12 protein-coding genes are annotated in these 15,107 nt (G+C 50.0%); 8 read left to right on the top strand and 4 right to left on the bottom strand.

Annotated features, from left to right (window positions below; all coding sequences use genetic code 11):
• The first annotated feature begins 40 nt into the window (after positions 1–40).
• The 7 genes from Q1A54_RS07755 (at position 41) to Q1A54_RS07785 (ending at position 8,272) form a co-directional block, all read left to right on the top strand.
• A complete protein-coding gene (locus tag Q1A54_RS07755) occupies positions 41–1,093 on the top strand; it encodes an HNH endonuclease (RefSeq protein ID WP_299986459.1) in 1,053 nt (350 codons plus the stop codon).
• Positions 1,093–2,352 carry a restriction endonuclease subunit S gene (locus Q1A54_RS07760; protein ID WP_299986461.1) on the top strand — a complete coding sequence of 420 codons (1,260 nt, stop codon included), beginning with the start codon at positions 1,093–1,095 and terminating at the stop codon, positions 2,350–2,352. Before Q1A54_RS07755 ends, Q1A54_RS07760 begins: the two co-directional genes overlap by 1 nt.
• Positions 2,333–5,449: a type I restriction endonuclease subunit R gene (locus tag Q1A54_RS07765; protein WP_299986463.1), complete on the top strand. Its 3,117-nt coding sequence runs from the start codon at positions 2,333–2,335 to the stop codon at positions 5,447–5,449. Before Q1A54_RS07760 ends, Q1A54_RS07765 begins: the two co-directional genes overlap by 20 nt.
• A 54-nt stretch (positions 5,450–5,503) precedes the next feature.
• Complete coding sequence (locus Q1A54_RS07770) at positions 5,504–6,013, top strand: hypothetical protein (RefSeq protein WP_299986465.1); 510 nt, start codon at positions 5,504–5,506, stop codon at positions 6,011–6,013.
• A 19-nt stretch (positions 6,014–6,032) separates the two neighbouring features.
• Complete coding sequence (locus tag Q1A54_RS07775) at positions 6,033–6,677, top strand: hypothetical protein (protein WP_299986467.1); 645 nt, start codon at positions 6,033–6,035, stop codon at positions 6,675–6,677.
• Between the two features lie 265 nt (positions 6,678–6,942).
• Positions 6,943–7,653 (top strand): guanitoxin biosynthesis heme-dependent pre-guanitoxin N-hydroxylase GntA, encoded by a 711-nt coding sequence (gene gntA, locus Q1A54_RS07780; RefSeq protein WP_299986469.1) that lies wholly within the window; start codon positions 6,943–6,945, stop codon positions 7,651–7,653.
• Positions 7,654–7,681: 28 nt separating this feature from the next.
• Entirely contained in the window at positions 7,682–8,272 is a 591-nt protein-coding gene (locus tag Q1A54_RS07785; RefSeq protein ID WP_299986471.1) for an urea carboxylase-associated family protein, read from the top strand.
• A 101-nt stretch (positions 8,273–8,373) separates the two neighbouring features.
• Here Q1A54_RS07785 and Q1A54_RS07790 read toward each other — a convergent pair whose 3' ends face one another.
• The 4 genes from Q1A54_RS07790 to Q1A54_RS07805 form a co-directional block, all read right to left on the bottom strand.
• Positions 8,374–9,273 (bottom strand): neutral zinc metallopeptidase, encoded by a 900-nt coding sequence (locus Q1A54_RS07790; protein ID WP_299986473.1) that lies wholly within the window; start codon positions 9,271–9,273, stop codon positions 8,374–8,376.
• 196 nt (positions 9,274–9,469) lie between these two features.
• Positions 9,470–12,025, bottom strand: a complete 2,556-nt coding sequence (locus Q1A54_RS07795; RefSeq protein WP_299986475.1) for a family 20 glycosylhydrolase — start codon at positions 12,023–12,025, stop codon at positions 9,470–9,472.
• Positions 12,026–12,397: 372 nt separating this feature from the next.
• On the bottom strand, positions 12,398–12,694 hold the full coding sequence (locus tag Q1A54_RS07800; RefSeq protein ID WP_299986477.1) for a GIY-YIG nuclease family protein: 297 nt from the start codon (positions 12,692–12,694) through the stop codon (positions 12,398–12,400).
• 142 nt (positions 12,695–12,836) lie between these two features.
• Positions 12,837–13,808, bottom strand: coding sequence for an aldo/keto reductase (locus Q1A54_RS07805; RefSeq protein ID WP_299986479.1), 972 nt, complete (start codon positions 13,806–13,808; stop codon positions 12,837–12,839).
• 152 nt (positions 13,809–13,960) lie between these two features.
• Here Q1A54_RS07805 and Q1A54_RS07810 point away from each other — a divergent pair, with 152 nt between their 5' ends.
• Entirely contained in the window at positions 13,961–15,106 is a 1,146-nt protein-coding gene (locus Q1A54_RS07810) for a serine hydrolase domain-containing protein (RefSeq protein WP_299986481.1), read from the top strand.
• Position 15,107 lies beyond the last annotated feature (1 nt).

A 15,107-nucleotide genomic window follows, 5' to 3' on the forward strand; every position in this document is an offset into this window, starting at 1 on the left:
TCAGAATGTGAACATACCAGTTACAACTTTTGCTGAGCTTATGGATGAACTTACAGCGTTCTTAGATAAATATGAGCCTGAAAGTTTGATTGTATGTCCAACAGAAAAGGTTAAGGGTTTAAAACCAAAACACGAGAGAATTTGTAGGTTTTGCGGTCGAGGTCTCCCAGAAACAACTTTTAAGAATGAGCCACATATTATACCTCATTTATTAGGTAATAAGTACATGGTTTCAGACTTCGAATGCGATCCTTGTAATTCAGCTTTTGGAAAATATGAAAATGATCTAGCCTACTTTCTTGGTATAATAAGAACAATACATGGAGTTAACAGCAAAAACAAGAAGATTCCGACCTTTAAGTCTCCCGGCGATTTACTGGTTGCACGAAGTACAGAGCTACATGGTATAAATGATGGAGTGAAAATTGATTTCAATGATCCGAGTATACTTGGCATTAAAATCAATACTGAAACAGGTAAGTCAGAAATCCAGTTTTCAAAGCAGCCTTATGTTCCATTCAATGTCTATAAGGCACTACTCAAAACTGCTCTATCCATTATACCTGCCAAATATGTAGATGATTACAAAAGAGCTTATCAAGCATTAGCAGATAATGACGATAGGCTCGCAGCTTTCGCAAACGTAATCGTTTATGAATTACCACTAGAACATAAAGTTGACACTCCTGTGTGCTTCTTGTTTAAAAAGAAAGATAAAACTGAGAAAATAATCTCGCACATTTTCGCGCTATACTTCCAGAGTTCTATTTTTCAGTTTCCGATCCCTCTTTTCGAAGAAGATATTAATATTGGCATGTATGATGGTAATACTTATGAAATTCCTACTTGCCCGCCACTTCTTTTGGTTAGACCTGAAAGTGGTGCTACTTTTAGCCGCTACCTAAAGAACTTTTCATCGTCAAAAAAAACGACAGAAGAAGCCATAATATCATTTTATTGCGATCCTAATACCTTAAAAAACCTTAGAGCTTTTGACTCTAAAACTGGTACTTATTCAGACACATCTTTAGAAGATGATGAGATAGTATCTATTTATATTGCGCCTATTGGTTCAAAAATGAATTTCTCCTAATGGCTAAATTGAAAACATATAAACTTGGCGAATTAACAACTTGGAAATCTGGTGGTACGCCTCCTAAGCTTGATAAAAAGTATTGGGGCGGTACTATACCTTGGATTAGCGCTAAGAACTTAACCTCCTATGCTATCTCAACTTCCGATGTATTCATAACTCAAGCAGGGTTAGAGAAGGGCTCCAGACTAGCAAACGAAAATTCAATTTTACTTTTGGTCAGAGGTAGTGGATTGTTTAATGATATTCCTGTTGGAATTGTATCTAAGCCTGTTGCTTTTAATCAGGATGTTAAAGCTATTGAAGTTGATAAGGCTAAACTTGATCCATGGTATTTGCTATATTGGATCAAAGGCAACAAAGCCTTATTAAACACCAAACTAGAGGCAACTGGTATAGGCGCTGGAAAGTTTGACATCAATATACTTAGAGAATTAGAAATCAATTTACCTCCTTTAAGTATCCAAAGAAAAGTAGCTGATATTGCTAGATGTTGTGATGACAAAATAGAGCTGAACCGCCGCATGAACCAAACGCTGGAGCAAATGGCGCAAACGCTCTTCCGGCAGTATTTCGTGGATGGTATTGATGAAAAGAATCTGCCCGAGGGATGGCAACAAGGTACACTTGAAGATGTAATCGATATCAAGCATGGCTATGCTTTCAAAGGAGAGTTCTTTAGCGATGATCCTACAGAAAATATACTTGTTACACCCGGTAACTTCAGAATTGGTGGAGGCTTCAATACCAAAAAGTATAAATTCTATAAAGGTTCTATACCTGAAGACTACATTTTAGCCAAGGATGATTTAGTAGTCACAATGACTGATTTAAGTAAGGATGGTGACACGCTAGGTTACTCTGCACTTGTACCAACTATTCCTAATAAGCTTCTTCTACATAATCAAAGAATTGGAAAGGTAATCTATAAATCAGACTTGCCTTTGAAGTTCTACTTGTATTGGCTTATGCGCTCTGATTCATACAGAGCTACTGTTTTAGGAAGCGCAAGTGGAAGTACAGTAAAACATACTTCACCTTCTAGAATACTTGAATATAAATGCATTATACCTGACTCGGAAGCTTTGTTAAAGTTTGAAGAGCAAGTAAAAGAGCTTTACGAAAAGGAACATGCAAATCAGTTAGAAATTATCACGCTTACCCAACTCCGCGACACCCTCCTTCCCAAACTCATGTCTGGAGAAATTGATGTAATGCAAAGCAAACTTTCAGAACAGCATGAGCCAGTACTTAGCTGAAGAAGCCATTGAGCAAGCGGCCATTGAATGGCTGCGCGAGCAGGAGCCCTATACCTACCAACACGGCTCCGAGATAAAGCGCGACCTGAGCAAAGCCGTACTCGAAGACGTGTTCGAGCAATTTCTACTGCGCCGCTACCCGCAGGTTCCGCCCAAGGTGCTGGCCGAGCTGAAGCAGGAGTTTCTCTACAACTCTGGCGCAGACCTTCACCAGCGCAACCACGCCTTCCACCTCAAGCTCAGCAAAGGCATCAGCAAAACCTGGAAAGACGACAGCGGCAAACAGCTCTTCGGCCACTTCTACCCTATCGACTACGACGACATTTCGCAGAACGAATTCCGGGTGGTCAACCAGTTCACCATCATCGGCAAAAGCAAGCGCATCCCCGATCTGATCATTTTCGTGAACGGCCTGCCGCTGGTGCTCTTCGAATTCAAAAACCTATTCAACCAGGACGCCACCGTAGAAGCCGCCTACAACCAGGTGCAGCACTATACCTACCAGATTCCGCAGCTCTTTGAGTATAATGCTCTCACGATAGTTAGCGACGGCCAGACCACCCTGCACGGCATGTACAGCAGCGGCCTGGAGTGGTTCGCTGCCTGGAAAAGTATAGACGGCCGCGAGGTAGTCGGCAACGGCTTCGCGCTGGAAACACTTATCAAAGGTCTGCTCGTACCCGAGCGCCTGTTGCAATACGTGCGCCACTACATCTTCCACGAGCCCGACAAGGGCCAGCTGATCAAGAAAGGCGCCAAGTACCACCAGTTCTTCGGCATACAGTACGCCCTGCAGGAAACGCTCAAGTCGGTGAAGCCCTATGGCGACGGCCGCATTGGCGTGGTATGGCACACTACCCGCTCCGGCAAAAGCATTACCATGGCCATTTACACCGGCATCCTGCGTCAGTTAAAGGAACTGAAGAACCCGACCATTGTGGTGCAGGTAGACCGCTTCGACCTTAATCGCCAGCTCTTCGACGATTTCGTGGCCGCCAAGGACCTGGTAGGCGATGTAAGTATAGCCAACACCACCGACGAGCTGCGTAGCCTGCTCAGCGGCGATAGCGGCGGCGTGGTGTTCAGCACCGTGCAGAAGTTCAACCTAAAAGACAATGCCAACGGCCGCGAGCTGGAGCACCCCGTACTGAGCACCCGCGACAACATCATCGTGATCGCCGACGAATGCCACCGCACGCAGTACGGCCTGGTGCAGGGCTTTGCCAACAACCTGCGCCGTGCCCTGCCGCAGGCCTCCTTCATCGGCTTCACCGGCACGCCCGTCGACAGCAAAGACGCCGACACCGTAGCCGTTTTCGGCGACATCATCCATACCTACGACATCCGCCAGGCCACCGAAGACAAAGCCGTAGTGCCGATCTACTACGAGCCGCGCCTGGCCAAACTGCACCTCGGCAACGAGCAACTCGAAGAAGAAGCCGAAGAGATAACCGGCGGTCTGGAAGAGAACGAAAAGAACCGCATATTGTGGGCGGCAATGGAAGACGCTGCCGGATCTGCCGGACGAGTGGAAGCCATCGCCAAAGATATCCTGCAGCACTATACCTCCCGCTCTTCCAACTTAAAAGGCAAAGCCATGATCGTGTGCATGAGCCGCCGCAACTGCGTGAAGCTCTACGATGCCTTAACTGCTCTGGAAGGCTGTCCCGAAGTAGCCGTGATCATGACCACCAACATTGCCAAAGACCCGCCGGCCTGGCATCCGCACGTGCGCTCCAAAGAAGAGATGGAAGGTGTAAAAGCCCGCTTCAAAGACCCGGACGATCCGCTTAAACTCGTGATCGTGCGTGATATGTGGCTCACCGGCTTCGACAACCCCGCCATGCATACCTTATATGTCGACAAAGTGATGAGTGGCCACAACCTGATACAAGCCGTCAACCGCGTCGCCACCGTATTCCGCGACAAGCCCAGCGGCCTGATCGTGGACTACATCGGCATTGGCGACCGACTGCGTGATGCGACGAAGAAGTATACCTCAGCTGGTGGTGAAGGACAGGTAGCGCTGGATATAGAGGAGGCTTTTGAGCTGGCGAAGGAAACGATTTCGCAATTGCGGGAGATGTTACCAGGTGGACCTGTTGCCGTTGCAGGAAAGCTTGCGGTAGATCAGCAGCCTTCGACACCCCTATGGTCCCCTCAAGGGGACAGTTTGGGTTTTGCTTCGGTGCACGCGGCTATACCTTACTTCTCGGCTATACCTAAGACCGAAAAGTTCAAGCTGGTACAGCATGCCGTGAACCACCTCGTAACCGAAGATGAGCTAAGCAAAGTTTTCTTGCTGAACGAAAAGAAACTCAGCCACCTCGCCCCTATCATCAAGAGCCACACAGGTATAAATGAACTGGCAGCCGACATCGTATACCTGCAGCATGTAGGCGCAGCCTTACGCAAGGCGAAGAACCCCGACCGCAACATCCGCAAAGCAGCAACGCAGGTTAAAGACCTTATTCACCGCTCCATCGAAAGCGAAGACGTGGTAGACGTGTTTCAGATGGCAGGTATAGAACGCTTCGACATCTCCATCATCAACGACGATTTCCTGGCCACGGCCAAAGAACAAAAGACCGGCAACGAATTGAAACTGGAGCTGCTACGTCAGATCATGAACGACGAGATAAAAGTGCGCTCGTCCAGAAACCTGGTGAAATACCGCAAACTGAAAGACGAAGTAGAGCGCATCATCGCCGACTACCACAATCACTTTTTCGACAGCCTGGTAGCCATGGAAAAACTTCGCGAAGTAGCCCGCCAGATGCAGGAAGAAGACCAGCGCCGCAACCAGCTCGGCCTCACCGACGAAGAGGAAGCCTTTTATGAGATCCTGGCCAATCACCCCAATGCGGTGCAAGACTTCGATGTGATCAAAGAACTGGTGCAAAAGATCCTGGCCGAAGTAAAGAAAAGCTCCCAGCAACCCGACTGGTACAAGAAAGACGACACCAAAGCCCAGTTACAACTAGCCGTGAAAAAGGTGCTGCGCTTTAAGGTAAAAACTGAACTGCAGGAAATACTTGACGAGATCATGGAGCAGGCCGAAGCCAGGTATAAGGAGTTTGGGATGAGTGTGGCGTAGGGAATTATAGAAATTGCTACTATCTTACCTGCTATACACTAAAGCCTTTCATAAATGAAAACAACCATACTCCTCCTCACCCTATACCTTGCTTCTTCCTTCACATTCCTCAAAACCGACTGGGTAGAAAAGAAAGTAAGCCCGGTTTTGTCCGTTTCTTTCCCGCTCGAACCACAGACACATGAAGATGCCCGGCAGCAGATATGGGCGACCAGCAACACTAGAACTTATTTCATGGCCATGGCCAGCCAGATGCCACACCAGGAGAAGCTAACCAAAGGCGACATACAAGGAGTGTTGATGGGAGCCGTGCAGGGAACTTTGAATACGGCAAAGGGCACACTGCTGAACGAGAGGAATTATACATTTGGCGACTCCCCCGCCAAGGAAATCACCTATACCGCCCCACATCCCGAAACCGGCAAACCCATGACCTGCTTCAAGCGCATGTTCGTGCTGGACCGTACTCTTTACCTGTTCGACTGCTGGTACCTTGAAGAAGGCAATGCCGCCAGTGAAGAGGATAAAGACACATTCTTTAACTCCATTCAGCTTAAGCCCTGAGTTCAGGTATACCTGCCCCATGATCCAAGCCATCCGCCGCACCACCATCTTCCGCTTCTCTCCTTTTGCCGACAACCTGATCGCCTCTTATCAGCGCAGCTATGCCGCTATGTTTGATGCGACTATACCGGAAGAAGCGAAGGTGCTCCGCCAGTACTATGATCACCGGGAAGCTTTGCAGCCGGATGACACGCCCATCATGTCGGATCTGGTGATGGCTTACGATGCTGCTGATCGGCCGGACTACGTGACGCAAATGCCGTTACGGCCGCTACAGTTCTTCAACTCACTCGGTGTGGCGCAGCTATACCTGATGGACTTCCTGCGCTCGGATCTGAATGAGTTTCCCTTCGAAAATTTCAGGAAAAAGAACCTGTTCAGGCGAATGGTTGGCAGGCAAAGCGAAGACTACAATTTCCTGCTCGACACAAGTGATCTGCCCCTCTTCTTTCATGCGAGGAAGTGGGATGTGCCCGTTATTTTTCTGGTCGCTGCCGCTGGTGAAATCCCTGTTGCTGTAAATCTATGTGACGACGGAAATCTGCATGTCAGTTGCCCGGACAGGTATAGCCAACAGGTGCAGGCAGCTGCCCTGGCCGCTGGCTTTGAGACAGGCGACTTTACGATCTGCAGCAGGTATAGCATCTGTTATCTGAAGCACTAAACTCATCCCCTCCCCCAAATTTAAGCCTCCAAAATAGCACCCTTTTAAGCCCATCGGAGTATAAACACCTATCATACCTGTCGGGATGATGCCAACGTAGCTTACGCTCAGAATGGAAGCTGCGGGTGCTCATACGGGCTGGAAACGGCTTTATTACCTTATAATCAGGCTTTTCCCAAACCTCCAGCCACTACAGCTGTTTGGATTAGAGGCTTATACTCCTGCAAATGGAGTTGTCTCTTTTTATCACTTTTATTTGATACACATGCTTACCAAAACATATTATACACCAGAAGACCTGGAAACCACAGATAGCGCACCACTCCAAGACATATACAGTAGCATTTCTGATAAAGTAGGCGAAACGGAATATCCTTGCGTAGGTGCCAAGGCCGCCCTGAACTCAAAACAGCTCCGCATCGGGGTGTATGATCGGATGGCCACAGACGAAACCACCAGGCAGTTAGGCCATGACCTGAAACAGTACATAACCGAGACCCTGGCAACCGAAAGCGAGTACATGACCATGGTCGCCTTTTTCAGGGAAGAGGAACCTGCTGACGAGCTTGCATTTGAAAACAACTTATGGGCACAGCTGCAGCGCCTGCACGACAGCGACGACAGTCCCGCTCCCTGGGACCCTGAGGTGAGCAGCAACCCAACGGATACGAATTTCAGCTTCAGCTACAACGGCACCGCTTTCTTTGTGGTGGGCCTGCACCCCAACGCCAGTCGCAAAGCCAGGACACTGGGCTACACCGCCCTGGCTTTTAACCTGCACCGGCAGTTTGAGCAATTACGCGACAAAGGCGTGTATGAAAACATGAAAAAGGTGATCCGCGACCGGGATGCTGCCTACGACGGAAGTATCAACCCGATGCTGAATGACTTTGGCGAAGGACTGGAAGCACCGCAGTACAGTGGCCGCCAGGTGGATGACAGCTGGAAGTGCCCTTTCCTGGCGGGTAAATTATAAGGACGTGACCTAACAAAAGACGAACAACATGATAGAAACGATTGCCAAACAAACTGGCGCTGCCTTTAAACTGAACAAAGGAGACAAACTGAAAGTGATCGACCCGCAGGGGGAGCAGGTGAGCGACATGGTGCTCTTCAACGCTGAAGACAAGCGCGAGAAACTGTCATCCGGGAAAACACTGGACTTTGAGGAAACCATTCTGATCACAAAGGGACACCACCTGTGGAGCAACCGAAGCCGCAAGATGATGGAAATACTCGAAGACACGAACGGCCGCAATGATTTCCTGCTGGCCCCTTGCAGTCCTGAAACGTTTCAGATCATGTACCAAAACCCGGAGTACCACCCCAGTTGTTTCGAGAACCTCTACACCAACCTGGCTCAGTTTGGCTTGGAGCCCGATGATGTGCCAACGGCATTCAATATTTTTATGAATGTGCAGTTTGCAGCAGACGGTAAGTTGACAGTCGCCCCTCCTACGAGCAAGGCGGGTGACTATGTATTGCTGGAAGCCAAAATGGATTTGATCGTCGCTCTGACGGCCTGTTCCGCTGAGCAGTCCAACAACTACAGTTTCAAACCCATCCAGTACGAGATCATCAAGGCGCAGAACTAATGCGTCAGAACAGGTATAGCACCTGCTTAAACGATCAACAGAAAAGCCTCTCCCTTGCCGGAGAGGCTTTTCTGTTTTGCTACTGGATTCTTAGTATCCTGCTACAACTCTGCCGCATTGAAAGTATCGCCTTGCCGCACATCCCCTGTCTCGAAGCCTTTCCTGAACCAGCGGACTCTTTGAGCGGAAGTGCCGTGCGTGAAGGAGTCGGGTACCACCCGGCCGGTGGCCTGCTTCTGAAGGCGGTCATCGCCGATGGCGCTGGCTGCGTTCAGGGCTTCTTCCAGGTCACCGGGCTCCAGAAAGCCTGTGGAGCGTTGGGTATGGTGCGCCCACACCCCGGCATAGAAATCGGCCTGCAGCTCTACCCGGACCATAAGTTGGTTAAATTCGGTATGGGAAAGTTGACCCCGCATGGCATTCACTTTGTCCATCACACCCGTGAGTTTCTGGACATGGTGCCCTACTTCATGGCCCACTACATAGGCCTGCGCAAAGTCACCGCCAGCACCCAGTTTGCGCTCCATTTCACTGAAAAAACTTAAGTCGATGTACAGTTTTTCATCGCCGGGGCAGTAAAACGGCCCTGAAGCAGAGGAAGCTGTACCACAGGCTGAGTTTACCTGCCCCGAAAACAGCACCAGCGTAGGCTCTCTATACCCTTGCACAATGTTGTTCCAGACATCTTCGGTATCTGCCAACACAACTTTTGTTTGTTCGGCCAGCTCCTGCTCTTCCGGGCCTGGCTGGTAGTCGCTTGTCTGGGCATACTGTGGTTCGCCTCCCACAAACTGCTGCAGGAGCGTGAGCGGGTTAGTGCCTGTCAGAAAAAGGATCAGCGCTACGACTGCTACAATCACCAGTCCCGCTTTCGAAAACAGGAGCCGGAACAAAGGGATCAGCAGCATCGGACTGATGCCCCGGCCACCCCCAAAGCCACCTCCTGACTGACCTCTACGGTCTTCTACATTGGTGCTTTTTCTTCTGCCTTGCCATTTCATAGTATCTGTTTTTCATAAAGTGAATAATTCCAGGTGAAGCTCATTTTCAGCCTTTACACTGAAAATGTATACCTATATGAAAACAGTTAAACGGAGGGCAGCTGCTCTTGGATGTAGGCCCACAAAAAAAGGTCTGCCAGGTATACCTGACAGACCTTGTACGTGATCTTCTCTCTTAGCGAAACCGACTATACGATCAGCTTGCCTTGTTCACCACTGTCACTACGCGGCCGGATCGTCCGGAAGGTGAAAATACTTTGAGTTTGATTTCCCCTTTTTCGCTGATCGGGCCGTTGTATACCGGGCTCTTTTCGCTTGGCTCTGAGCCGTCGGTGGTATAGCGGATGGTGAAGCCAGGCAGCTGCACATTAGCCAGTACTTTGCCGTTTTCGACCACCGCACCGGCTGTAGGTATACGGTACTGGAAGCCGCCGGCGTAATGGCTCAAACGCGGAAGCTCCCGCTTGCCCAGCACATTCACAAAAGCTGACCATGCCTGGTTGTAGGCGGCTTCGGCTTTGGCAGCATTCGGCTCGGTGGCCCAGGCGGGATCAGGTGCCCAGGCTCTCTCGGCCAGACCCAGTAGTTTCGGCAGCAGCATATACTCCAGTCGTTCCGGGGTTTTGATCATCTCCGACCAAAGCGGTGCCTGCAGACCCACAATATTCGTTCGGCCAAAGGCAGTCAGTCGTTCTTTTCCTTTAAAGACTACCGCAGGGTTGATCGGATCATTATTGGTATCCACCTTCTGGTTCTTCATGTAGTCAAAGGGGATGAAATAGAAGGGCTTGTCCAGATCGAGGTAGCCGGCCCAATACAAGCCGGGCTCTTCGTAGGCTTTCTGGTAAGTCAGGTCCAGGTATAGGTTGGAGGCATTGGTGAGCACGACTTTGTAGCCAGCATTCGCCATGCGATAGGCCAGGTCCTCAGCGCCCCACAGGTTGTTCCAGACATCCACATGAAAGTTCTTACTCTTGAAATCCTGGTTGGGCACATACACATTCTTTCCGTTCTGCTGCACCCTTGTCAAACCGATTTCTTCCCAACCCGACAGGTATAGCTTACGGGCATTCAGCATGTCGTTTACTTTGCCGAAGTAGTAGTCCCACAGATCATATTTGCCTTTCACACCTGGATTGGCCGCCATGAAAGCCTTAACGGCAGGAGACTTTTCCCACACGCCGTTAGGCACTTCGTCGCCACCCATGTGGATGGTCTGGATCGGAGCGCCGGCTTCCTGGTACATGGCCAGGATCTCGTCCACCACTTTTTCAAGGAAGGCATAGGTAGAAGGTAGCGCCACATTGATCACGTTGTCGTTCCAGTTCTGCACCGAGCGGTACACCGACTGGTCTTCCAGGTCGCGGAGCAGGTAGCGTTTTGCTTCCTCCGGTTTCCCGTCCTGCATCAGGCGGGCATAGCGGGAGTCCATCGACTTAATCGCGGCGCGGGCATGGCCCGGTGTTTCTATTTCAGGGATTACTTTGATGTGGCGGGCAGTGGCATACTTCAGAATCTGGATAAAGTCGGCTTTGGTATAGTGCCCGCTGCCGCTGGTTTTATTTGCATCCGGACCCGAGCCCAGCGATGGCTGCAGATGATTCTTTTCGTCCAGGGTATGGCCGCGTCTGCCGCCCACTTCGGTCAGTTCCGGCAAACCGGGAATTTCCAGGCGCCAGCCTTCGTCGTCGTTCAGGTGAAAGTGCAGCACATTCAGCTTGTAGAGCGCCATCAGGTCGAGCACTTTCAGCACCTGTTCTTTTGACTGAAAGTTGCGGGACACATCCATCATAAAGGCCCGGTGCCCGAATCGCGGTGCATCCGACACACGCACGCCAGGCAGTGAAACAGCATGCTGATTTTTAGCCAGTGCCGCCGCCGGGATCAGCGTCTTCAGCGATTGGATTCCGTAGAAAGCACCAGCCGGTGTAGTCGCGGAGATCACCACTTCCTGCGGACTTACCCGCAGTTCGTAGGCTTCCGGTCCCAGCCCTTTCTTCTGCTGCAACCGGATTGCTTTGCCTGTACCCAGCATACTGATCACCGGCTTCTTGCCGAAGACAGTCCCGAAGTGGTCTGCCAGCAAGTCAGCCTCCTGCAAGAAAGCAGCATCTGTTACGATAGGCACTGTAGTAGTCATAATAAAAGGCTGACCAGTTTCGTGGTAGACAGCCGGTGTCGAAAATACCTTGGTCAGCTTTTCTTCCGGAATGTCGGTGATCACCTTGTTCTGCGCATAGACATCTTTCGCCTGCAGCCAGTTTACCCAAGACTGGTCGGGCTTTTTGACGCTGATTGGAGCCGTAGCAAAGCCCTTCGACTTGTCCTGATCCCAAACCAGGTAAAAGCCATGTGGTGTCCTGGAGTCGTTCACGACCTGTCCGCCAGAAACCAGTTCGATACGCTGCGAAGCCCCCGGCGCCAGCTCTTTAAAAGCTGCCGTCGGTATCAGGTAGCACAGGTCGCCATTCACATGCTCTACCTTGACAGGCGCGTTTTCTTCTTTAGGTTTGAGGGCAGGAAAAGAGTGGAAATACATGGTCCAGCCGCTTGCCGGCAAAGGGAGATTTCCGGTATTGGTGAGGGTGAGGACGGCCAGCGTCTGTGGCTTGTCCTGGTACTTTCCGTCTGTTACTTCATAGCTTAGCTGAAGCTTCTTCGGGTCAAATTGGCTTTTAATTTCCTGCGCAAAGGAAGGCACATACAAAAGGGCAAAGAAGGCGCATATAACTGCTGCCAGGTACTTTTTCATATTCACTAAAAAATCAGGCGTGTCGATCTAAGCTGAAATATAGTACAAAATGAGTAGAACATCAGCCTATGGCAGGTGTAAGAGGTTAAGATTAATGTGAAGACACTGATCGTGCGCTGTTGCCTATCTATGCCGTCGGGCTACTTTAATACAGTGTAGCTTTCTTCTACACTTCTTTGTCATCCTGTAAGGATCCTAGTAGCGGATAGCATAGGCTTATCGCCCCTCTAACCAAGTTTCTTAACAGAATGACAGCGTGTTAAAGGCAAATATTACTAGAATGCAACGACGCTAATATGCTGTTAAGGCTGTTTTATACCTTCTTTTTGTCATCCTGTAAGGATCTTGGTAATTAAGGCATAAGGCTGCTATTCAAGGATCTGCTTTTAGAAATCGCAGGTATGGATTCTCACTTTTGATTAACTCCATTTTCTTTTCACGACTCCAGCTTTTTAGCTCCTTTTCTCTGTCTATGGCATGCTGTACATAGGTATAGCGTTCATAGTAGAGAAGCTTGTAACAGAAGTAGCGACCTGCAAACGATTCAGGTTTACCTCTATTTTCCTTATGCTGCTCAAGCCGATACACCAAGTCATTTGTCACCCCCACATATAACACAGTCTTACCAGGGTTAGTAGTGATATAGACAAAGTAGTTATGGTTTTTCATTGTATACTACGGTGTCGGTTGCATTCTGCTTTTTTTGTCATCCTGTAAGGATCTTGGTAGATCGTAGCATAGGCCTATCGCCCCTCTAACCAAGATCCTTACAGGATGACAAAAAACACAAGTCAAATTTGTCCCTTCACCCCTACTGCGACCACTCCGTAGGCTTGCGGTCCCAGCGGTGTGATTGGAGCTGCTCCAGCAAATTGTCCGGCAAGCCTTTGCCGTCGCTGGCCTGCAGGTTGGCCTGCACGTGGTGGGCTTTGCGCATACCGGGTATAGTGGTGCTCACGTCCGGGTTGCTCAGGATAAAGCGCAGCGCCATCTCCGCCATGGTCATACCGGCAGGTATAAGCGGCTTCAGACGGTCGGCATGGTCTACACTGGCTTTCAGGTTTTCGGGCACAAAGTAGCTGCTGCGCCAGTCGTCTGCGGGAAAAGTGGTCTCCGTTGTGAAAGTGCCGGTGAGGGTACCTTCGTCGAAGGGCACGCGGGCGATAGTGGCGATATCCAGTTCGCGGCAAAGCGGGAAGAGTTCGTCTTCGGGCGCCTGATCGAAAATGTTGTAGATGACCTGCACGCTGCTGATATGGCCGGTGCGCAGGGTCTGAAGCACATTGTCCGGCTCCCAGCGGTTTACGCTCACGCCCATGTGCTGAATTTTGCCGTCTGCCTTCAGCTTCTCCACGGCCCGCTGCCATTCTTCGTTGTCCGCCCAGCTGTCTTCCCATACATGAAACTGCTGCAGGTCGATCGTCTCCACCCCCAGGTTCTGCAGGCTTTTTTCGGTATAGGAAATGATGTGGTCGGCAGGGAAACAGTCTTCCAGTTTATAGGATGCTTTCGACGGCCACTTCATGTTCTTAGGCGGAATCTTGGTCGCCACGTACAGCCGCTTATCGGAATTGCGTTTGAGCAGACGACCCAGGATCTCTTCGCTTTTGCCTTTGCCGTAGCCCCAGGCTGTATCAAAAAAGTTGCAGCCGCCTTCCACGGCCAGGTCCAGCGAGCGGTCTGACTGCTGATCATCCGAACCGGTCCAGCCGGCCATACCCCACATGCCGTATCCTATTTCACTCACTTGCCAGCCTGTGCGGCCAAATCTTCTGTACTCCATACCTTGCTATTTCTAAGTTCTCAATTCTGCCTTCATACTGCTGTAAATATACAAGAGTTGTCCCCCTTTCTTCCTGAATCTAACAGACAAATACTATATTCCGGGATAGATGCTTATCTTAGACTTCTTAAAAGACACATACCATGAAGACTATGCTGAAAAACCTTTGGAAGAAAGCCACGCTCACAACCCTTGCTGTTGTTGCCTTCACCCTGTCCGGCCAGGCACAGGAAGGAAAAACCGAATCGGACATACAGGCTATCATGCAGCAGCATGACATGGTAGGGTTGTCGGTTGCCGTCGTAAAAAAGGGGGAGATCATCTACACCAAATCCTTCGGCCTGAAGGATATTGAAAGCCAGACACCACTCACGAACAATGACATTTTCAGGATCGCTTCCATCTCCAAGTCCTTTACCGTCACGGCTCTGATGCAATTGGTAGAAGCGGGAAAGCTCTCGCTGGATGATGATGTGAGTAAGCTGGTCGGTTTTAAGGTGCGAAATCCGAAGTACCCGGAGAAGGTCATTACCATGCGGATGATGTTATCGCATACCTCCAGCATAAACGATAGCGAGGGTTACTTTACCCTCGACACCATAGACCCTGCCAAAAACCCGAACTGGGCTGCCTGCTACAACGACTATGAGCCTGGTACGCGCTATGAGTACTGCAACCTGGGTTTCAACATGGCCGGTACCATACTGGAAAAACTGTCCGGCGAGCGATTTGACCAGTACGTGAAACGGCACATTCTGAACCCACTTGGGCTGTACGGCGGCTATCAGGTAGACTCCCTTGACGCCAGCCGCTTCGTGACGCTTTATGAATACAAGCCTGACTCCAATAGCTTTTCTCCGTCTCCGTCGGCCTATGCCCCACGTCGGGAGGAAATAAACAAATACAGAATGGGCTATACCACCCCCATCTTCTCACCTACCGGTGGCATGAAAATGTCGGCTCCCGACCTGGCCAGGTATATGACTATGCACATGAACCAGGGCAGTTACAAGGGTACCCGCATCATCTCTAAGAAGAGTGCCAGACAAATGCAGGCGAAGATTGCCGACAATGGCTACGGGCTGGCGCTGAAAACAGAAAGCAAGCTGATACCAGGCCAGGCCATGGTGGGCCACACCGGCAATGCCTACGGACTCTACAGCGCCATGTTCTTTCAGCCAAAAGAGCAATTTGGCTTTGTGGTGATCACCAACGGAACCAGCGCCCCTGAAGTGAATGAGTATAACCTGGCGCTGGCTGAAGTACTCAATAGCCTGTACAATAATTTCATTAAGTAAC

It is taken from the genome of uncultured Pontibacter sp. (genome assembly GCF_947502515.1).
In the GTDB taxonomy this organism is placed as follows: domain Bacteria; phylum Bacteroidota; class Bacteroidia; order Cytophagales; family Hymenobacteraceae; genus Pontibacter.